Genomic DNA, 21,136 nt, shown 5'->3' with positions numbered 1-21,136 from the left:
ATGAATGATTTATAAACTCGTTAACTAAAATGGATTCTGACTGAACACGGCATGTATCCGCTTCATGTCGAACTTCGGTGTGCGGTCGTAATAATAGATACCGTTCTGTTCCTGCTCCACATCGGTGAGCTGCGTATAGCAATAGCCCCACACGTGTTCGTGCAATTCCAATACCGAACGCATCTGGCCTTCCAAGCGTTGCAGAAATTCCGCTATCGACTTCGGAGGCACACCGTAGCCCCAACTTTCGGTTTGCGAGTCTTCTTGTCCTTTTGCCCACTTGATGCCGCCCACTTCATCGATGAGGAAAGGTATTTTGCCGTCATACTCGGGGAAAGTATAATAGTTGTTGTCGCGCAATGCATTGAAGCCGATGTTCAGCTGACGGGGAGCCAACGGGCTATCCTGGGTCTTGAAGAAAACACCGTCCTTATAAATGGCGTCTTTCAGTTTGGCCGGGTCTTGTTCGTAATGGTGCACCGTCCAAAGGTCGGTCTTGATGTGGCAACCGCCGCTGGCATCGTTCACCGGACGGGTGGGGTCGAGAGCCTTGGTGAGGTCATAGACATCTGCCACAAAACGAGGATATTGCACTTTGTCCGCCCACCATTCTTCGTTCATCGGTGTCCATATCAGCAGGGAGGGATGGTTGCGGTCGCGTTTCACTAATTCGCTCCACTCCGTGAGGAAGTTGCGGGCAACCTCCACGCTGTTGGCATCCATGCCCCAACTGGGAGCTTCGCCCCAAGTGAGATAGCCCAAACGGTCTGCCCAATAGTAAAAGCGTTCCTCAAACGCCTTCTGATGCAGGCGGGCACCGTTGAATCCGGCAGCCATGGAGAGTTCGATATCACGCTTCAAGGCTTCATCGCTCGGAGCAGTCCAGATGCCATCCGGATAAAAGCCTTGGTCGAGTACCAAACGCTGGTAATAAGGTTGATTGTTCAGATAGATTTTGTTTCCTTCGATGTGTACCTTGCGCATACCTACGTAGGAGCTCACCTCGTCCACCACTTTGCCTGCTTCGTCTACCAATCGGTAAGAGAGGTCGTAGAGGAACGGGGATTCCGGACTCCAGAGTTTGGCTTTCTTCAAGGAAAGCACGGCTACAGAACTGTTCATGGCTTTTACATCGGCTTTTGCCACTACTTTGTTGCCCTCTTTCACGGTAATCTTCAAAGTGCCTTTGCTGTCTTTATAGAATCGGGGAAGAACCACAATTTGCCCTTGATCGATGTCGGTAATGACATGTGCTGACTGCAAGGCTGCGGGAGATACCGCTTCCATCCATACCGTCTGCCAAATGCCCGTGGTACGGGTGTAGTTGGGACCGGAAGGTGTATGTTGCAAGCACTGTTTGCCTGCACTCTGCATCCCCGAACGCACGTCGCTACTCGCACGCACCACCAAGTGATGCGCCTTGCCCGGAGTGACCAACGGAGTGATGTCTACGCTGAAAGAGGAACTACCCCCAAAGTGACGGGCGGCAAACTTGCCATCAATGTAAATCTCCGAGTTGTAATAAACTGCCCCAAAATTGAGCAGTACATTCTTGCCACTCCACTCCTGCGGAATGTTGAGGGTGCGGTGATACCAAATGTGGTTAATAAAGTCCTTGTGTCCCACCCCTGAAAGTTTGCTCTCGGGGCAGAAAGGCACTGTTATCTTTCCATCGAACGTGGTGGCCTTCTCCAGTCCCCGCTCGATACCGGAGTTGGAAAAGTCGAAAGTATAGTCCCACTCTCCATTCAGGTTCACCCACGCTCTACGTTCAAATTGCGGACGGGGATACTCTTTGCGGGGTGTGTCGGCGGCATTTGCCTGAAACGCCGCTCCGGTAGCCAGCAAGGCTGCTACAAATAAAATTTTCAAATTCATGTGTATTGATTAATGATGTATTGTGATACCTATTTCAAATTCAAATAAACTTCCTTACGGTCTAAATCAACGAGACCAAACCTTGATGTCCGAATCGCTTACCCCATAATCGGCAGGCGTATATTTTATGCCTTTATAAGGAGTAGGCATAAAACGCCCGGCACCCAAAATGTCGTAGATGTTAGGATTGTAAGAAGCCTTCTTCTTCGTCCTGAACAGTAATACACAGAAGTGACCGGAAACGGCATATCCAAGCTCTATATTTTCCGCTCCCTCTCCACGCACTTCATAATCTTGTAAAAGAGGTTCAGTGCCTTTAAACAAGAAATTAAGTTTAGCAGTCAAATTATCAGCTAAATCTATCTCAAGGGAATTGCGCATTGGAGAAGATACAACTGCTCCCAATACAGTCCAATTGGTGTCGTAATCAGTTAGATTTGACCATATAATTCCATCAGAAGTTACGCCTCTGAGTCTCTGCAGCAAAGTCGTTTCATAAGGATTCAAACGCCATGAATTCGTAACGACACAATTCAAGAAAGAGAATTTATCCGTAATATCCCATCCCACCAAGTCGGCAGGGCAATCCAAGATCTTAAAATTGCTATTCAACAGGGTAAAAGTAGAATTAGACAATTTCACCTTCATATCCGGATTGTTGCCTTCTGCTTGGACAAAATTCTTACCAAAATTATCTATATAGGAGAAGTATATTTGTTGGTCCAGCATCAAATCGGGATTGCATCCTTTGTCTACTACGATTCCCCTTTCAATCGTATCGTAATAGACTTGATTGAATGCAAAGAAGCCACTGCAAGCTACGTGGATTCCAATCGTAGAATAATAGTTCTTGCCATCCTCAAGATGGGTGCCTCCGGTAGTGTCCCAGGACAGGATGTGTATGTTGTTCAATATATGGCCGGCCGATTTCGTCACAAAGGCTTCTTTTGTGGCATAGATAAAGGTGTCTGAGATTTTGCAATCATTACAATCCCGGTCTATATAGATACCGTATACGTCATCATTTGATGAAATACCCATAATGGTCACATTGTCTATTTTGGTATCCGAACTGCCATATCCCCAAGCTTCAATTTCCTCCGGTATATGTATGCGTATGTGCGTGTTTCGTCCTCGCACCAAACTCATGGTGCGTATCTGCACCAACTGCTTTCTACCGTTAAGCAGGATACCGTTGTCGGCATTGTAGCAATCCAGAATTCCTCCTTCGATGTAGGAAAAGCGGCGATGGGTAACGTCTGTGAAATAGATTTCGGAATAGCCGACTTTGATCAGCGCATCCAAATGGACATCGCATTTGACGGTTGCGTTCTTGTCGAACAGAAGGTTTACATTCTTGGTGTATTCCAATGGCAACACGATGGGTTCTGTCAGGTTATAGGTTCCGGCGGGGAAAAAGAGCGTTTTCCCGTAGGATTGACTGACTAAATCGTTCAGTTTGGAGCCTATGAGGGAGCCATCATTCTTGACGCCATAATCAATGACTGACACAATATCTTCATTCTTTCTATCTTCAGGGATTTCAACGCCGGCGACATCGGGCAATGAATCCTCTTTGCTGCACGCCCATAGGGAAACTACGGCGAATAAGCCGATGAACAACAAGCTGAATTTCTTCATTTCTTCCATTTATCAATTAAAAGTTGTTTTGAATTAATAACTCATGATTGACTTTTCAGACGCAGGATAAAGCGGATTCTTTTATCTGTCTTATCCGCCTTATCCGTATCTGAAAAATCATTCATCACCATTCGATGGCCTGATCTTCATCCGGAATCTGAATGTTGATTTTGCGTTCCATATTCACGGTTCCTTCGACCACGTATTTGATAGGAGTACCCGGAACGGAAGTGACATCATCGAATTCATATTTAAAATTCTCTATTGTAATCGTCTTGTGCTTCAGATATGGTAACGATACGTCCATTCTTTCCGTCAATTTCCATGTCGGATTTCGCAAGGAACTGAAATGAATATCTTTATCCGGTGCAAAAAGCGCAACTGTGCCATCATCGTTCAGTCTGAAGACAATCTTATACTTTCCACGATCCAACTCTTCCTCATTTATCAAACCTGCATAGAAGAATACGGAATGCTCGTCTACCACAAATGCCGTGCGTGTACTGGATGACATCTTGGTGCCTCCATCGGCAAAACCCACTTCCATGGTGGTGGTTGAATAGGTTCCGGAATAATCGTTGAAAGGAATGACCCGCAGCAACGCTTTCTTGTAGTTCTTTCGGGGATGAGGTGTGTACTGACCCGTGGGGCTGTCTTTAATTGTAAGCGGAAGTACCCATTTGTCCACCAGGTCTATGCCGCCCAATTTGAAATTGATATCCAACAGCCCCATGCACTCACCGGCCGGAATCATCACGCTCATGCAATCCATGTCGTAGTAATTGTCGGTAAGCTCCTTGTAGTATAAGTCCGTGCGATTGTGGAAATACTCCCAGTTTATGTTTTTCAGTGTGTCCGAGTCTATCGCTACCTGCACTTCCGTGTCGTGTCCGGGCAGGGTGGAACCGCTCATGATGACCGGTAGCTTGTAGGTCACCGCACCATCCGGCTTGTATTTCACATAAATATCGGTTACGCCTCTCGCATAGTCCATCGGAGCCTTGAACGAAACGTAATGTTCATATTGTTCATCGGTCCATTCATCATTACAAGCCGTGCCCACCAAGAGCAGCAACACAGCGAATAACGGATAATATATTCTGTTCTTCATATTCGTTCTTATATTAAGATTAATCATAATAAGTCCATCCTGGATTTTGAGTCAGACGTTTGTTGCGTTGCAATTGCTCGTGACTAAACGGCCAGAAATAGCTCTTCTCCACAAAGCGAACCGGTAATGACATGATGGGCACCGGTGTATGGAATAGATCTTTGTGCCCTTCATCCATCAGCATGTTACATCCGTAAATCAACGTTTCCTCCTCTGTTACGGCATCTGTCTTCCAGCGTCTCAAGTCATAATAGCGATGATTCTCGCCCATCAACTCTATCTGACGTTCGCGTTTCAGTTTCTTTCGGAATAGCTCTTTGTCCTGATATTCGGCAGATGAATAGTCGGGCACACCGGCACGGATGCGGATAGGCTGAATGCCTTTTTTTATCTCGTCCACATCGCGACGAATGGCGTAGGTGGTACTGCCATCCCATGAGGGAATTTCGTAGCCTTTTTCCAGTTCATTCAATGCCTCGGCATAAATCAGCAGAATTTCCGCATAGCGAATGGCCGGCTCTGCCTTCGGTCTGTATAAAAGCTCATTCTGATATTTGGCATCATAAGGATTCACATACTTCTTGATACCGATGCCTGTAAATATGCGATTCTGACCGTTGTATCCTTCCGAAGTTCCACGGTAGTACCACACTTGCTGATTAGGTTGGGCAGCTCCCTGCTTGTTACCAAATGAGGTCATGTTCCATACGCTGCCATTGAAACCTACTGATGCGTAAAAACGAGGTTCACGGTTGGCGTATTGCAAAGACACACCCGCACGCAAAGGCTTGTATAGGCCGGCATTCACATCATCGGGAGTCACATAGCCGGTCAGTCGATTGCTGCCGTCCCCTCTTCCTATCTCTTTATCCTTGCCCGGACAATCCTTACCGTCGTTCATATAATAGGCGTCACACTGCTTTTGGGTCATTCCGTGCATGTTCCATCCTCCCGCCACGGTGGGCAATTGGTGGAGTACCATGTTTGCAATGCCATCCGGTGAAGTGATTCCTCCCGAATTGTTATCCACCGTAATATTATCCACACGTGAAAAGATCAGCTCCGGATTTTCAGAAGCAGAGAGTTCACCATTGAACACCGAGCGATAGGACTCAAACGGATCAATGTCGGCATATCCATACGGCCAGCTTTTTTCGGAGAAATTTCCATCTTTATACGGTTCAATCGTTTCCGGATACTCTTCCGTTCCGCCACTTGTTGTACGGCTCTTCACGTACAACTGATAGCGACGACCGTTGTTGCTTCCCGGCAGTTCCATTACGTCGCGAGCAGCAGCGGCTGCTTTTGCCCATTTTTCTTCATCATATTCGGCAGATAGCAGGCGGTTGCCCTTGTCGTCTACCAGTAGATTGGCGTATGCATCAGTATTGCCGTTCATCAACGGACTGGCGGCATACAAGAGAACTTTGGCGCGGGCGGCCAACGCAGCTCCACGGGTGGGGCGTGCGATGTTGTTGGTTCCACGCTCCAACGGAAGGTCTTGCGCCGCTTTAACCAGTTCAGTAGTGATGTATTCCACACACTCATCGTAGGTGTTGCGCGGACGAGCTAAGCCGTCATAGTCCTGCATATAGTCTTCTCCTTCATCGGGAATCAAGGGAATGGGACCGTATTTACGCAACAGCAGCCAGTAGTAATAGGCGCGTACAAAGCGAGCCTGTGCTGCATAGTCGGCACGTTCCTCTTCTGTGAGTTGCTGGTTCATGTGGATATTGTTGAGAAAAACACAAGCTTTGTTTATACCCAAGTAACTTGACTTGTAGGTGTCGTTATACCAATTTTCGTCGTATTGCACATTTCGGAAATAAGAATAATAACTGCCATTGGTGTTCTTACCATTTCCCAGGTCATTCCAGTCTGCCCAATAGATGTCATCGGCAAAGTTTGTCGGTACGGTCTCTTTACCACCTATATCCTGATTCTGACCTCGCAGAAAAGAATAGGTATTGGAAAGCCATGCATCCGTATAATCTCTGTCGGTAAATACTTTTTCTATTGTCAGGCGGTCTTTGAAGTTGGAATCCACCTCCAAATAATCACTACATGCTGTGAGGCATCCCGCAGCAAAGAGTGTGATAGCTGTATTATATAACCATTTCATATTTCTATCTTGTTATAAGTTAACATTTAATCCCATAGTAACAGATTTGGCCAACGGATAGGCCGCACCGTTGCTACTGTTCATCTCCGGATCCCACATCTTGAATTTGGACCAAGTGAGTAGATTGGTGCCAATCACATAGATACGGATGTTGTTGAAGTGTATTCTGTTTGTCAATTTCTTGGGAAGCGTATAACCCACTTCCAACGTTTTGAGGCGCAGGTAAGAGCCGTTGCGCAACCAATAAGAAGAGTTGCGGTTGTTATTGTTGTTGTAACCATAGCTCAAACGCGGATATTGGGCATTAGGGTCTTCTGTAGCCTCCGTCCCCGATTCTTCTCTCGAAATCCAACGGTGGGCTATAACCTCTTTATAGAAGTTACCACGGTTTCCGCTGGCAAATGGACGTACACCCTCACCATTGATGAAGAATGAAGATTTTCCGGCTCCTTGAAAGTGTACATTCACGTCTAAACCCTTCCATTGTGCGGAAACACCCATACCGTAAATCAAGTTGGGCACGGTAGTGGCACCCACAGCTACTTGATCTAGATCATTGATGATGCCATCGCCATTGATGTCCTTATATTTGATGTCACCCGGCATATAGTCGCCGAAGGTCTGCTTAGGACTGTTGCGAATGTCGTCGTAGTCCTTGAACAAGCCCAGTGCCACGAGCCCTTTAGCTTGATTCACGCGATAACCGCGCTCCATCAAATAGGGATAGATATTCTCTTGTTCATCCTTTTCCTTCACTTCATTTTTGGAGAGGGTGGCGTTGGCACGAGCGGTCAAAGTCACTTTTCCTATCTGTTGCTTGTAGGTCAAGTTTCCGTCCACACCTTGTGAAAGAACTTCACCTACATTGGCCCGAGGGTTGGTCATACCTCCCTCAATGCCTGCTGTAGCGGGCAGGAAGTTACGATACATGAAGATGCCTTTACGGTTTTCGTGGAAATAATCCACAGTCAGCATAAATTTGTCATCAAAGATGCTCATGTCCAAACCGACATCGTGCTTGGAGGCGATTTCCCAAGTCACACCCGGATTGGCATACGAGGTGTAGCGCAAACCTTGGAAAATGGTGGTGCCAGGACTTCCATAGCCATAATCCGCCCAGTTATATCCTCCCAGTGCAGAATAATATCCGTTATTATCTCCCCAAAGATTGGGAATGCCGCCATAACCTATGGTGTAGAGATATGGGAAACGTATTTGAGTGCCATCGGCTTCGTACATTTTGTCATTACCTACCTTACCCCATGAATAACGCACTTTGAACATATTCATCCACTTCAGGTTTTTCTTGACAATGGGTTCTTCGGCAATGTTCCAAGCTGCCGAATAGGCGGGGAAGAAACCAAACTGATGACCGGAAGCGAAATTCTCAGATCCCGTATAGCCGAAGTTGAAGTTCAAGAAATAGCGATAATTCCAGTTGTATGCAATGCGACCTGCCAATCCCATGTGGCGGAAAGGAAGCGAGTTTACGATTTCCGTACCGATTTCTTGGGTTCTCACCTTGGAGTCTTGCGAGAATTTCAAGGTACCGCTCAACATGTGTTTCTGGAAGTTGCGGTTATACTGAAGTTCCGCTTCAATATATTCCTTGCGTTCACCACTATTGCCTGAAGTCTGTTCCATCACCTGCTCTTTTTGTATACGGTTGAAATTGATGGAGCCGTCATCCTTTCTATAGCGGTCGGCACTCCACAGCTCCGGACATTTAAAGCGACGGATAAAATTGTAGTTATCCGTGTCGAAGCCAAAACGACCTATGAAGTTCAGACCTTTGGTGATGAAGTCCAGTTTTTGGTTCAGCGTAACATTGGTCTGGATGTTGTTCCACCACTGTTCGTTGTACCCGCATTGAGTGGAGGCTACCCAGGGGTTGAGGTTACCGTTGGCATCAGTAGGCACATAGCCGTTGGAATACATCTTAGGCATACTGGTAGGAGTTTGGAACATCAGGCTTTGCCAAATTTGGTCGGAAGTCAATCCACTTTCGTTCATCTTCTTCAACGCTCCACCGATGCCTACCTGCAAGAGTGTGGTCTTGGTGATATTAATGTCCGCATTCATACGGTAGTTCCAACGCTTGGCATTACTGTTGGTGTTGTAGTCTTTCATGGACTTGTCCACCTTGTACATACCGCCTTCGTCAAGGTAACTGGCGGAAACAAAGTAGCGTGCATTCTGTCCACCACCGCTCAGGTTCAACGTGGCACGATAGCTCATAGCACTTTTTTTCAGCAATTCGTCCATCCAGTCTACATTGGGCAACAAATCGGGGTCGAGGCCCTGTTCCAATATTTTCAGTTCGTTGCCAGTATAAATCGGTTCAAGGTTACGCGTGCGACGAGCCTCGTTGGCCATATAGGCGTAGGTGATACCGTTTACAAAGTCGGGAGTAATAGTACGGGTGTTATACATGGTTTCCACTTTGGCATCAATGGTGATTTTATCCACCTTACCGCGGCGGGTGGTGATCAAAACCACGCCGTTGGCACCCCGTGAACCGTAGATAGCAGTTTCGGAAGCATCCTTCAGTACGGTAAACGACTCAATGTCTTCGTAGTTCAGTTCGTTCATGTCGCGTTCAAATCCGTCTACCAACACCAATGCACCTGCACCGGCTCCAAAGGTAGAGATACCGCGAATCCAGAATTCAGAAACATTCTTACCCGGCTGGCCACTGGTCTGACGGGCTATCACACCAGCCACGTTCCCTGCCAATGAGTTGGAGATGCTGCCCGAAGGCGATGCCTTCAGCATATCCACATTGAGGGTGGTGACAGCGCCCGTCACAGTCAGTTTCTTCTGGGCACCGGTAGCGGTAATCACCACCTCGTCCAATGCCGTTTCCGTATTTTCCTGCATCACCACATTGATGGTGTGCTCTTCTTTTACCAGGATTTCTTGTGTCTCAAAACCTATGTACGAGAACACTAAACGGTTATAGGGTTGCATCTTGATGGTGAACTTACCATCGACATTGGTGATGGCACCCAATCCCGGCACATTCTTCACCGTCACATTGGCACCAATCAATGGCTCTCTATTGGTATCGGTCACCACACCGGATACCACAATCTGTTTTTGATTAGTTTGCTGGGCAGCTATACCTAACGTAAAACAATATAAGAAGGTTACGATAGCCCATAGTTTTTGCTTCATAATTTGTATAAGATTTAATTATTCAACAATGATCTGACGAATACGGTGGTTATATTGGTCACCGATGTAGAAGATTTTATTTGCCTCATCGTATGCAATGCTGTGCGGTCCATCGAAACGGACTTCCTTCAGCAAATCACCGTCTACATAGCCCCAATGATTGCCATCCATTGCCGTGCTTCCACGACCGGCATAACGAACTGCTTCTGCCGTAGGAGAAATCCGCCATATCAAATCTCCCGGATGCGTTCCCCATAATTCACCATCAGCTACATAGAAGTCGAATGTATCTTCTTTATGTTGAACTACATACTCGTCGTTTTCCACAAAGGCTCCTTGCCACAGAACTCCCAAACTGGCATTGGTTCCTACTCCCTCTTTATGCCCCCAATTCCAGTTTCCGGCAAAAACAGAGGGGTATTCCAATTCTTTGGTTTCTCTATTGAAATGTGATTTTAAGATAACACCATCACGCGGGCGAATGATATAGGCAAAATCGCCCGATGGGTGGAAATAAGGATATATCCATATCCAGGATCCTCCCACCGTGAACATTCGAGACACCTCTCCGGTGGACATGGTATAGCGATAAACGCCGCCATCAGACTCTTGACAAAAATAGATGTCGCCGGTTTGGGGATGTACACTTACTGATATAACGTGATTCCAACCGGAAAGAAGTACATGTGGCTTTTTAAAATCTTCTTTCCGCAGAAGCATGGTAATGGATATGGGGGCTGCTTCCCAGTCTGCCCAGTTGTTCACAAACAGCGTATCACCGGTCACACTCCAGCTCAAATTACGCGGACTCGTAATATTCATCTGTCCTATCGTTATTACAGTGGACATCTCCTTTTTCTCCATATCTATCAAGCGAATGCTGTTCGCTTCTTCAATCATATAAATATGATTCGGATTTTTAGGGTCAATACTGAGCCAAGAGGGATTGTTCATGCCACATTCATCAAACGAACCATCCTTCACTTCATAACGTCCTGTCTCGTCCACATAGCCACACAAGGTGGTAACCTGCGTATTAGAAATGTAAGTGAACCTTTCTTCGGCCATGGCAGTCTGGTCGCCAATAGAGATTTCAATAGTTCCTCTGTTCGAATTACGCGGAATCATACAATAGAGGCATTCGTTGTTACAATTCACCACTTTTGTTTCCACCCCTCCTAATTTCAGATTCACTAAAGAGGGATCATTCCCGAAATTCTTCCCGTAGATAAGAAATTGCGAACGAGAAGTCACTTCTTGTGGTTCAAAACCCACAATCTCAATAGGCAAATTGTTATTGAATGCCGTCGAATCTTTCTTTATATCATCGTCTTTACAGCCGATGAGACAACTAAGCAAAGCAAGCAAACAAAATGCCTTTAAACATCTTTTCTTGTTCTTCATAATAAAACGATTTTAAAATTAAAATATGTGCATTGTCTAACACAAACATCAATAAAGCGCTGTAAATGTATGGGCAAAGTGCGATAGCGTTAGGATAATTGAAGATCAATAAAGGGAAAGAATTGTTCAAAATACAACAGAGGGAGAAAAGACAGAAGCAAACGAGGATACTTTTACTTTTATTTGTCCTTTTGCAGAGATTTTGTTTCCTTTGTAACGAACATCATTATTAGGAAAAGCACTATGAAAAATCTACTTTACTTGCTTTTTATACTCTCTACGGTTTGTACCTCCTCCTGCCAATACAAGAAAGCAGAACAAGCAGAAGCTATTGATTCAACCACTATGTATGTAAACCATATCTTTTGGGGACCAGAGCCATGGGCCATATTCAAAGATGGGAAATACTACTATACGCAAACCGTACACGACCGCATTACGTTGTGGGAGACTGATGATATAACCCAATTGGAAAAGGCAAGGAAGAAAGATGTATGGTTTCCGAAAGATTCATTGAATGCCTATCACTTGTGGTCACCCCGGATAGAGTGGATAGATGGCAAATGGTACATCTATTATTGTGCGGATGATGGTAATACGGACAATCATCAAATCTATGTATTGGAAAATGACTCACCCACTCCCTTGGAGGGAGAGTTTGTAATGAAAGGACGGGTGGCAACCGATGCAGGCAACAATTGGGCCATTCATGCCAGTTCGTTTGAGCACCGTGGCAAACGCTATCTCATTTGGAGCGGATGGCCCAGCCGAAGGGCATATCAAGAGACGCAGTGCATCTACATTGCCGAAATGAAGAATCCATGGACGCTGGCATCGGAGCGCGTTCTGATTTCCCGTCCCGACCTTGAATGGGAATGCCAATGGATTAGCATAGATGGCAGCAAGAGCGGTTATCCCATCCACGTGAATGAAGCACCCTGCTTTTTTCGTTCTAAGAATGGCGACAAACTATTGATTTACTATTCTGCCAGTGCAACTTGGACTCCTTTTTATAGTCTTGGGCTCTTGGAAGCCGATGCGGACAGCGACCTGCTCTGCCCGGAATCATGGAAGAAACGGAGCGAGCCTGTATTTACGCAAGCACCCGAGAATGAGGTTTACGGACCGGGGAATGTATCGTTCGTACCCTCACCCAACGGTGAAGAGTGGTTTATGCTCTATCATGTCCACCACACGCTACACGATATATTTTCTAATAACCACCGGTGCATCCATCTGCAAAAGATTGGTTGGGATGCGGAAGGTATGCCGGTACTGGGCGTCCCGCAAAAAGAAGGGACGATGCTGGCTAAGCCTGCAAATTAGCCGCCGCAGTTCGTACCGAAAATCACCTACTCCAATAATCTCGACTGATAATCCTTGGGCAGCACACCAAACTTTGCCTTGAAGCACTTGGCAAAATAGGAGGAAGAGGTGAAGCCCAACTGCTCGGCAGCCTCGGAGATGCGCATGCCGCTCGCTATCAGTTCGGCAGTCTTGTTCAGCCGGAAGTTCTTCACGTAATCGGCTGGTGACATGCCCGAGAGTGCCTTGATTTTTCGGAAGAAGCTGGAACGGCTCATGTTCATCTCATCGGCGAAGGAGTCCATTGAGAAGTTCTCATCGGCCAATTGGAGTTGCAATACGGAGTTTATCTTCTCCAAGAATTCCACATCGCGCTGCGACAAGGCATCGTCGGCGATAGGCGATACCGAACTGCCCACGACTTTACTCATCTTCTTATGGAACTCCAAGCGTAGCTTCAACAGGTTTTCTATCTGCCTGCGCAGCTGTTTGAGGGAGAAAGGCTTCTCTATGTAGGCATCGGCTCCGCTCTCCATACCTTCCACCTTGCTCTCCAGTGTGGTTTTGGCAGTAAGCAATATCAATGGGATGTGCGAGTAGGCAAAGTCTTGCTTCACACGTCGGCACAGTTCAATACCGTCCATTTGGGGCATCATCACATCGCTCACTATCACATCTACACTTTCACGATCCAATACCTCCAATGCTTTTACACCATTGGTGGCACAAAGCACCTTGAACCAGGTGCGCAGTGACTCTTGCGTGAGGTGGAGCAGCTCCACATTGTCTTCCACCAGCAGTACGGTGAACCGCTTGTCTCCAAATTCGGAAGTCATTGCTTCTGTTTCTTCCTCTGTCCGGTCATCCCCAATGTACTCTACGGGTGAAGTCTCGGCCTGCTCCACTCCTTCGGCAGTCACCGATAGGGGTAGATAAAGTATGAATGATGATCCTCCGCCTTCACGCTCGCTGAAAGTGAGCGTGCCACCGTGAGCCTCGGCCAAAGAACGGGAGAAGGCCAACCCTATGCCAGTGCCGGTGGTGGCCACGGGGTCATCCGGCGACTGATAGAATGCCTCAAAGATTTTGTCCTGCTGCGGACGCGGCACGCCCGCACCGTCGTCACTCACGATGATGAAGATTTTCTCTTTCTCTGTCGACAAGGTGACTTCGATGGAACTATGGGCATACTTCAATGCGTTGCTCAGCAGATTGACTACTACCTTATTTATCTTCTCGGCATCCAGCCGGGTACGCACCTCTTCGGCAGGCATATCTATCCGCATTGCTATGCCTTTCAACGCGGCAGCATCCACAAACTGATTATAAATTTGAGTGAGCAGCGGTTGAAGGTGGGTGGATTGCAGGTTTAGCTGCAACGCTCCGTTCTCCATCTTCTGGAAGTCGAGCAGTTGCGTGGTGATGCCCAATAGGTAATTGACGTTCTTCTCGATGATAGCAATGTATTTATTCTCGCCGGCTGTAACCGTCGCCTCCTGCAACTTCTCCAAAGGCAGGCGAATGAGGCTGAGAGGCGTGCGCACCTCGTGCACCAAATTGACGAAGAAATTGATTTTCTGCTTATAAAGTTCCTGCTCCTTACCGGCCTTAAACCTCTCCATGCGGAGCTTGTATTTCCGCTTGACATACTGATTCCACTGATAGGCTACGGCAAAGACGCAGCTCATAAAAAGCAACGTATATATCAGCTTGGCCTCCGTGGAAAGCCACCACGGGGGAGTGATGATAATGTGCAGCGTGGCAGGCTCGGGATTCCAGCAAAGGTCGTTGTTGGAGCCTCGAACCACAAATTCATACTCGCCAGGCGCCAAATGGGTGTAATGGGCCACGTTGCTCGCAGTGGCGGCAATCGGCTCCTTGTCTACCCCCTTCAGCTGATAGGTATAACGGTTCTTGTTGGGCATTTCGTAGCTCAATGCCACAAAGCGAAGCGTAAAGCTGTTGCGGGCGTAGGGAAGCTTTATTTGCCTGGTCTGATAGAAGGGAGCGTTCAAGCCCAATAAGCGCTTGGCCTCTTGTTCGTCGGGACAGTCCGGAAAGCTGATGCCGGCCACGTACACCGGCGGTTGATAGCTGTTGTGGATGGACCGGCTCGGCGTGAAACTGTTGAAGCCACCCGTTCCGCCAAAATACAACCGCCCCATAGAAGATACCAGCGAAGAGCGAGGTGTAAACTGATTCCCCTGCAACCCATCGTCCAACGTGAAGAGCTGGAAATTATCCATAGTAGCAGGATGGATGCGGTAGAGTCCTGAATTGCCCGCAATCCAGAGGTTGCCGTCGGCATCTTGCTCGATAGAATGAATCACACCGTCGGGCAGCAGCCGGCCCGTAGGGTCGAAATGGACAAAGCGTTCGGTTTCGGAAACAAAGGAACAAAGTCCTCCGCCATTGGTGCCTATCCACATCGTACCTTCGTTGTCTTCAAATAAGACGTTGACCGAATTACTCGTAAGGGCGGTGGAATCGCCGCGTACATATTCGAAGTGCTTCCAATAGCTCTCGCGGGGGATGTGGCGAAACACACCATTGTTGGAGGTGGCTGCCCACACATTGCCTGCACGGTCTGTATGAAGGTCGGTGACAGAATTCATGGAACCGATGTGGATGACGCTCGTGAAATTGTCTGCTACCGGATTATAGAAACACAGTCCCCAGCCGGTGCCCACATACACATGTCCGTAGTTGTCTTTGCAAAGACTCAGCACCTCGTTACCGCAAATAGAATTGGGCACGGTGCGCTGGTAGGTATAGCTCTTTACCGCTCCCGTTTGGAGGTTGAGCACCTTCAATCCGTCGCCGTAGGTGCCTATCCAAAGGCGGTCGCCGTCCAGCATCAGACAACGCACCTCGCGGCGCATACCCAGATGCCTGAACACTTCGCCCGAGAAGGTGGCGGTATGCGGATTGAATAGCCATACACCGGAGCGCGTGCCCACGTATATTTGTCCGTCGGGAGCTTCGCAGAAGGGTCCCACTTCTTTTTCGGCATCCGAAGCATTGTCCGGCAAAGGGATGGAGTAGTAGTTGAAACGCCTCAGCTGACGGGGCATATAGTTGACCCCACCCGCATAGGTCATCACCCAAAGCGTGCCTTCAACATCACGCATCAAGGCATTGACGGTGGGATCGCTCAATGCCCATAATCCCCCGGCGGCATCGCCCCGGCGGAACTGCTGCGTGGTGCGGTCATAGAGATAGAGTCCGTTGTCGGTTCCCAGCAGCAGTTGGTGTTCATCGTACTCCATCAGGCTGCGGACGGAGCCGAAGCCTTGGGCGGTGATGTCGAAAGTATGCAGAGTAGCGTCCTCCGGACGGTAATAGCCCATGAAATTGTTCTCCATAGCAAACCAAATCTTGTCTCCGATGCTCAAGAGACAATTCAGTCTCTCTCCCTGTCCCTCTCGCGTAGGGGAAGATACATCCCAGCAGTTCCGTAAAAAAGTGCCTTCGTCGTTGAAGCACACCAAACCGTTGTCCATGGACGAGGCATAGACATACCCGTCGGCGCCTTGGCAGACGTCCCATATAAAAGAGGTATGTACGCTGCTTTGTATCAGTTCGTCGCGGATGGGGTTATAGACAAATACGCCCTGTCCCAGGGTGGCAATCCATATCAAGCCGTTGCGGGTGCTGATGATGCGCCTCACTTCGCTACTGACACGAACGCCGTATTTGGTGGACTTGTGAAACGGTGAAAAGTTGTCGGTGGAGCGATGGTAGAGGTAAAGTCCCAAGTTAGTGCCTACGTAGAGGTCCCCGTCCGCCTCGAGCAGTGAGCAGACGTAATTGTTTCCCAGCGAGCAGGTGTCGCTGGGCACGTTGCGATAGATTTTGGTACGCAGGCCGTCGTAGCAATTCAAACCGTCGCTGGTGCCTATCCAGATGAATCCGTAGCTGTCCTGAATACCGCACCATACGGTGTTGTTAGACAATCCGTCGGCCATCTGATATCTCTTGAACAAGAGTTCAGGATTCGTCGAGTAAAGAAGGCTTCCCTCCAAAAGGAAAAGAAGAAGTGTGATAAAAAATATTAGTTTGTCCTTCATACGCTGTCGAGTGATTTAAGCTTAACGTGTTATGCAAAAGTAATAGTTTCAACCCAATATATCATTTGTGTTTCGGTTTTTTTTAAACGTTCCGTCTTCGTGCGACCAATTGACTGCCGCTTGTTGCAACCGCACGAATCGCTTCTCCTCCCGGAAGAAGAAGCGGGATACTTGTCTTGGGTCTATTCTCTTTTGACGGTAACTCCTTTGCTTCTCATCTGAAGCATTATAGGCTTTCATCTGAACCATTACTACCTTTCATCTGAACCATTACTACCTTTCATCTGTAACTCTATAGCCTTCCTTGCACAAGATGGCATCTTATGCTGCTCAAGATGGCATCTTATGCTACACAAGATGGCATCTTGTGCAGTAAAGGGTATAGTGTTCTACCTCGAAGGTAAGGGAGTTATGGGCGGAAGGAAGCAGTGTTCCGCGTCTTAGCCAGCATTGCTGTTCGTCTTAGCCAACAATGTCCGCTGTCTTAGCCAACAGTCTGGCAGCGTACCAGCAACTTTCTTTCATCGGCTAGCGTGGTGGCAAAGAGGTAGATATCTCCGCCTTCGGCGAGTTTCAGGCGCTTGCGCAGTTCGGCTACGCTGGCGGGGAAGTTGCGTACGGTGAGGTTCGCTTTCTGCTCTGTGCCGAGCAGCGCCTTTACTTCTTTCTTGTTGAGGCTGCAACTGCCGGTAATGCGGAACTTCCGGCCGGGGAAGTCGGCGATGTAGCGGTCGGAGGTGTAGAGGTGGCTGTTGGGGTGCAACTTTTCCACCTTATATATATGGGAGGTGCTGCGGAAGGCGCCCGCCTTCAGGATGGAGGCGTTGGGCTCGTAAAGATAAGACTTCAGGGCGGGGGTGCAGGGGCAGGCGCTGGCCTTCTCTTGTCGGCGGGTGAAGGTGAGCGATTGACGTTCCGGGGCATTGGTGAGGTTGATGCAGTGGATGGGAATATCTTCTGCCGACAGACTTTCGCCGTGGCCCAGGACAAGCAGCAATTCCTTGCATTCGTTGCCTACGGAGACGATGCGGGCTTCTTGCACGTGCTTCAGGTCGTGCAGGGCAAGGGTGAGGTCGAGCATAGGGGAGAGCTTGACCAGTACGTGTTGAGCCTTCTCCAGCAGCAGCTCTTCGAGGGCGGAGACGTCGGGCTCGCAGTCGCCGATGGCAACGGTCTTCCCGCCGTGGCCGTCGCGACGGGCGGGGTCGATGAATATCCAGTCCACGGGCGGCATCTGTTGCAGGTGGCGGACGCTGTCTTCGTGGCAGACGGAGATATGATTCAGGCTGAGGGCGGGGAAGTTGTGCGAAGCTATCCGGCAAAGTGGCTCTTGGCGCTCTACGTAGGTGGCCCGGCGGAAGCAGGCGGAAAGAAAAGCACAGTCGATGCCGAAGCCCCCGGTGAGGTCGGTAAGGGTGTCGTGGTGGCTTCCCGATTCTGCGATGACTTCTGCTTTGTAGCGTGCCGTGGCTTCCGAGGAGCATTGTTCCAGGGAGAGGTGGACGGGGTAGAGGATGTGCTCGTTTGCAGCCCATGTCGGCACTTTCTCCCGTGCCACCTGCCAGCCGGCTATCTGGGTGATGGCGGCGGGCATGTCTACCGCAGGATATCGGCGGGCTTGCAGGGCGAGGCTGCGTACGTCATCCGGGCGGTGCATGCGGATAAAGCGGAGGGTATCTTCGTTCAATGCCATAATAAAGACTTGTTGGAATGAAGCTGCAAAGATAGCAAGAAATGTGTTTAGGGGATTAACTGATACCTTTCTTTTGCTGTCTGCCTGCTTACGCGGTTGAAGTGCCACCACTCGCTGGGCAGGGGGCGGAAGCCGGCTTCTTTCATCACTTGTCGCAGGAGCAATCTGTTTTCGCGTTCTGCTTCGGTGATTTTGCCTTGGGCTACCAGTTGGGCTTCTTCGGTAATGTGGGCTTCTTTGCCTAGGTAATCTACCGGAGTACCCATCGGCAGGGGAACTCCTTCTTCATCGAGAATGCTGATATCTACCGCCAGGCCGTAATTGTGCAAGCCGCCGCCACGGGCAGGATTGGATACATAGATATACTTGGAAGTTCCTTTCACCACATCCCACATCTTCTGCTGCACGGACATGGGGCGGGCAGCGTCGTAGACGATGAGGCTGTAACCGGGGCGGCGCTCTTTCAGCAGGCGCTGTGCACGACTCAGGCTTTCCATGGCTTCGGGATGCAGATAGGCTTCTTTTAAATCCTCATACAATATGGTTCCGGTGAAGTTGTCGGCACGGGTGTACATCAGGTCTATGGCAATTGTGCTGTCTGCCTCGGCAATGCTGATGAAGCCGAGTGAGTCGAGGCAGCGGGCGGTACGGCTTTGGGCAGGCCTTCCGATGGGGCAGTGAGCCCGGGAATCTACGTGCGCGGGATCTTCTTCCGCACGTAGGCATTGAGGTTGCTTTTGCTCTTGCTGCTGTTCGCCGCCGCAACCGTGTAGCAGGAAGCTACACAGCAGCAGGCACAACGGGAGTAAAAGGTATTTCTTCATCTTGGCACAATACATTCATCGGCAAGGATTGATCTCATTTGGGCTATATCCGAGTTGACCTCTCCCTGCATCAGGTATTTATCTTTCCGGCGGCACACAGTCTCGTAGATTTCCTTTGCTTCCTCTACCTCCGCATTTCCGTGGTAGAGCGCCAATATGCAGAGTATCCGCTGCTTGGAAGACATCACATTTTTGTATTGCAGGATGTAGTCGGAGAGTTCTTTGGTATATAGTTTATTCACCCACTCGAACTCGGCTATTACCAATCCCGTGAACACCATTTCGCATTCTATTTCCTTGGCAAGCAAGCCTATGATTTCGTCCTTGTGCGTCATCATTTCTTCCAGAGCATTGTATGCGTCCCACCATTCGAACTGGTCTTGCAAGCGCCCGATGTACATAAGCCGGATGGTGACCTGAAGGGTGTTCCTGTAGTCTATGTCATATTCTTGCCTGAACCATTCTTCGGGCATATCCTTGGGACGTATGCCTTCCTGTATCAAAGCGTTGACGCGTAGCATGGTTACCATCGCCTGTTTGCTTCTCTCGTCTCTCCGCAGTAGGCGCATATTGTACGCATCGTTGCCAACACCGCCTATTTTCATGGGAATTCCGTTCATTAATCCCAGTATGATGCCAACAAGGGCAAACAGAAGGAGGAATATCTCCATGAGGGGTGGCATCTCGTCCACGGTGAGTAGAAGGATGATGGCGATGGCGGCTGTCAGCAGGTTGGCAAGCACTCCGCCAGAATTGTATAAGATGTATGGGATATCCTGTAGTGGCTTGTCGGGAGGGGTGAGCAGACATTGCCCGGCTGTACCGGCAATGCTGAAGTTTTTGATGCGCAGTTTCCCGTCCAGGCGTATGAATGTCAGGCTGAGGATACGGAAGGATACGAAACGGTAGCCCGTTGCCAGTCCACAGACCAGGTGCCCGCCTTCGTGCAGGATGATTTGCAGAAAAACGGAAAGGAGCAGGAATGCGATGGCTATTCCTATGATTCCTGCCATTTGCAGTACATCTATGGTGACGAACTTCTCTCCGAAAGTCTCGAAGGACATGCCTGTAGCAATGTATGTTCCGACGTATGCTCCTATGACGCCGATACAGGCTCCAACGATGAAGCCTCCTAACAGTTTTAAAATCTTTTTCATTTCTTCAGTATTCTATTTAGGTGGTTGGTGTCCGACAACAAATTCACTGTCTCAAAATGTCCTTTATAGAACACAGCCCAGTTATTGAAAACACACGGCAGTTCCTTTGCCTTCTGCAGCGTATCTACATGGATTAAGGATAGAGGGACATGGTTCGTTTCGCAATACTGCTTTATCATTTCAATCTTTTGATAGATATAGGGGCATTGCATATCGTAATAAATAGTCAGCTCTTTGTTCTCAATTTCCGGGCTTTTGGCATTCGGTGCAAACTTGGGCGTTGTTCCGTCAAACGAGAGTGCAAGCAGTTCATATCCATTATCGGTAGTATCAACCACCTCGAAGCCGAACTTCTTCGCAAATGATTGGTCGGAAAGCCAGGATTTCTGTTTGTTTGCTCCGAGCATGCAAACGCCGGATTTACCCTTGGCTTTGGCATCCGCCAGGCAATATTCCATCAGCGACCTTCCATATCCGTTCCCTTTGGGATTGCCGTATACCCATAAGCAATAGATGTAGTAATAGTTATTGCCGGTTATGGGAACCCAGGCGGTTTCAAGAGGAGCATATTCGATGAAAACCGTAGCCTTTGCATTCAGCTTCCTGAATACATGGCCTTCACCCAGTCGTTCGGAAAGCCATTGTCGCTTTGCTTCAATGCCCGGATGAAGCGTCCGGCTGCGGATGATGCAGCATAGGTGCTCATCGGCAAGGTTCTCTGTCGTTAAGTTAATAAAATCGGTATTCATGTGTG

General features: G+C 48.6%; 12 protein-coding genes. 1 reads left to right on the top strand and 11 read right to left on the bottom strand.

What is annotated here, in order from left to right:
* Positions 1-24: 24 nt before the first annotated feature.
* From AAE250_RS08475 to AAE250_RS08450, 6 genes are all read right to left on the bottom strand, one after another.
* A complete protein-coding gene (locus AAE250_RS08475; RefSeq protein ID WP_294596316.1) occupies positions 25-1,878 on the bottom strand; it encodes a glycoside hydrolase family 2 protein in 1,854 nt (617 codons plus the stop codon).
* A gap of 66 nt (positions 1,879-1,944) precedes the next feature.
* Complete coding sequence (locus tag AAE250_RS08470; RefSeq protein ID WP_294596313.1) at positions 1,945-3,519, bottom strand: hypothetical protein; 1,575 nt, start codon at positions 3,517-3,519, stop codon at positions 1,945-1,947.
* Between the two features lie 124 nt (positions 3,520-3,643).
* Positions 3,644-4,630 carry a DUF4973 domain-containing protein gene (locus tag AAE250_RS08465; protein ID WP_294596311.1) on the bottom strand — a complete coding sequence of 329 codons (987 nt, stop codon included), beginning with the start codon at positions 4,628-4,630 and terminating at the stop codon, positions 3,644-3,646.
* Between the two features lie 19 nt (positions 4,631-4,649).
* Positions 4,650-6,752 (bottom strand): RagB/SusD family nutrient uptake outer membrane protein, encoded by a 2,103-nt coding sequence (locus AAE250_RS08460; RefSeq protein WP_294596309.1) that lies wholly within the window; start codon positions 6,750-6,752, stop codon positions 4,650-4,652.
* A gap of 12 nt (positions 6,753-6,764) precedes the next feature.
* Complete coding sequence (locus AAE250_RS08455) at positions 6,765-9,929, bottom strand: SusC/RagA family TonB-linked outer membrane protein (protein ID WP_294596306.1); 3,165 nt, start codon at positions 9,927-9,929, stop codon at positions 6,765-6,767.
* An 18-nt stretch (positions 9,930-9,947) separates the two neighbouring features.
* On the bottom strand, positions 9,948-11,333 hold the full coding sequence (locus tag AAE250_RS08450) for an IPT/TIG domain-containing protein (protein ID WP_294596303.1): 1,386 nt from the start codon (positions 11,331-11,333) through the stop codon (positions 9,948-9,950).
* 243 nt (positions 11,334-11,576) lie between these two features.
* Here AAE250_RS08450 and AAE250_RS08445 point away from each other — a divergent pair, with 243 nt between their 5' ends.
* Positions 11,577-12,659, top strand: coding sequence for a glycoside hydrolase family 43 protein (locus AAE250_RS08445; protein ID WP_294596300.1), 1,083 nt, complete (start codon positions 11,577-11,579; stop codon positions 12,657-12,659).
* A 26-nt stretch (positions 12,660-12,685) separates the two neighbouring features.
* Here the strand turns inward: AAE250_RS08445 and AAE250_RS08440 are convergent, their stop codons facing one another.
* The 5 genes from AAE250_RS08440 to AAE250_RS08420 all read right to left on the bottom strand — a co-directional run bounded on the left by AAE250_RS08440 (position 12,686) and on the right by AAE250_RS08420 (position 21,131).
* Positions 12,686-16,708: a hybrid sensor histidine kinase/response regulator transcription factor gene (locus tag AAE250_RS08440; protein ID WP_294596296.1), complete on the bottom strand. Its 4,023-nt coding sequence runs from the start codon at positions 16,706-16,708 to the stop codon at positions 12,686-12,688.
* Between the two features lie 484 nt (positions 16,709-17,192).
* Positions 17,193-18,401 carry a THUMP-like domain-containing protein gene (locus AAE250_RS08435; RefSeq protein WP_294596294.1) on the bottom strand — a complete coding sequence of 403 codons (1,209 nt, stop codon included), beginning with the start codon at positions 18,399-18,401 and terminating at the stop codon, positions 17,193-17,195.
* A 47-nt stretch (positions 18,402-18,448) separates the two neighbouring features.
* A complete protein-coding gene (locus AAE250_RS08430; protein ID WP_294596291.1) occupies positions 18,449-19,225 on the bottom strand; it encodes a M15 family metallopeptidase in 777 nt (258 codons plus the stop codon).
* A complete protein-coding gene (locus AAE250_RS08425) occupies positions 19,222-20,382 on the bottom strand; it encodes a hypothetical protein (RefSeq protein ID WP_294596288.1) in 1,161 nt (386 codons plus the stop codon). The genes AAE250_RS08430 and AAE250_RS08425 overlap by 4 nt, the downstream gene beginning before the upstream one ends.
* On the bottom strand, positions 20,379-21,131 hold the full coding sequence (locus AAE250_RS08420; protein WP_294596286.1) for an N-acetyltransferase: 753 nt from the start codon (positions 21,129-21,131) through the stop codon (positions 20,379-20,381). The genes AAE250_RS08425 and AAE250_RS08420 overlap by 4 nt, the downstream gene beginning before the upstream one ends.
* Between the last annotated feature and the right edge of the window lie 5 nt (positions 21,132-21,136).

It is taken from the genome of Bacteroides sp. GD17, from assembly GCF_038448625.1.
Taxonomy (GTDB): Bacteria; Bacteroidota; Bacteroidia; order Bacteroidales; family Bacteroidaceae; genus Bacteroides.
This window is presented reverse-complemented; position numbering and strand designations above follow the sequence as displayed.

Bases quoted from the DNA above. Each gene is read 5' to 3' on its own strand.
- AAE250_RS08475 (WP_294596316.1), bottom strand. From the start codon at position 1,878: ATGAATTTGAAAATTTTATTTGTAGCAGCCTTGCTGGCTACCGGAGCG.
- AAE250_RS08470 (WP_294596313.1), bottom strand. From the start codon at position 3,519: ATGAAGAAATTCAGCTTGTTGTTCATCGGCTTATTCGCCGTAGTTTCC.
- AAE250_RS08465 (WP_294596311.1), bottom strand. From the start codon at position 4,630: ATGAAGAACAGAATATATTATCCGTTATTCGCTGTGTTGCTGCTCTTG.
- AAE250_RS08460 (WP_294596309.1), bottom strand. From the start codon at position 6,752: ATGAAATGGTTATATAATACAGCTATCACACTCTTTGCTGCGGGATGC.
- AAE250_RS08455 (WP_294596306.1), bottom strand. From the start codon at position 9,929: ATGAAGCAAAAACTATGGGCTATCGTAACCTTCTTATATTGTTTTACG.
- AAE250_RS08450 (WP_294596303.1), bottom strand. From the start codon at position 11,333: ATGAAGAACAAGAAAAGATGTTTAAAGGCATTTTGTTTGCTTGCTTTG.
- AAE250_RS08445 (WP_294596300.1), top strand. From the start codon at position 11,577: ATGAAAAATCTACTTTACTTGCTTTTTATACTCTCTACGGTTTGTACC.
- AAE250_RS08440 (WP_294596296.1), bottom strand. From the start codon at position 16,708: ATGAAGGACAAACTAATATTTTTTATCACACTTCTTCTTTTCCTTTTG.
- AAE250_RS08435 (WP_294596294.1), bottom strand. From the start codon at position 18,401: ATGGCATTGAACGAAGATACCCTCCGCTTTATCCGCATGCACCGCCCG.
- AAE250_RS08430 (WP_294596291.1), bottom strand. From the start codon at position 19,225: ATGAAGAAATACCTTTTACTCCCGTTGTGCCTGCTGCTGTGTAGCTTC.
- AAE250_RS08425 (WP_294596288.1), bottom strand. From the start codon at position 20,382: ATGAAAAAGATTTTAAAACTGTTAGGAGGCTTCATCGTTGGAGCCTGT.
- AAE250_RS08420 (WP_294596286.1), bottom strand. From the start codon at position 21,131: ATGAATACCGATTTTATTAACTTAACGACAGAGAACCTTGCCGATGAG.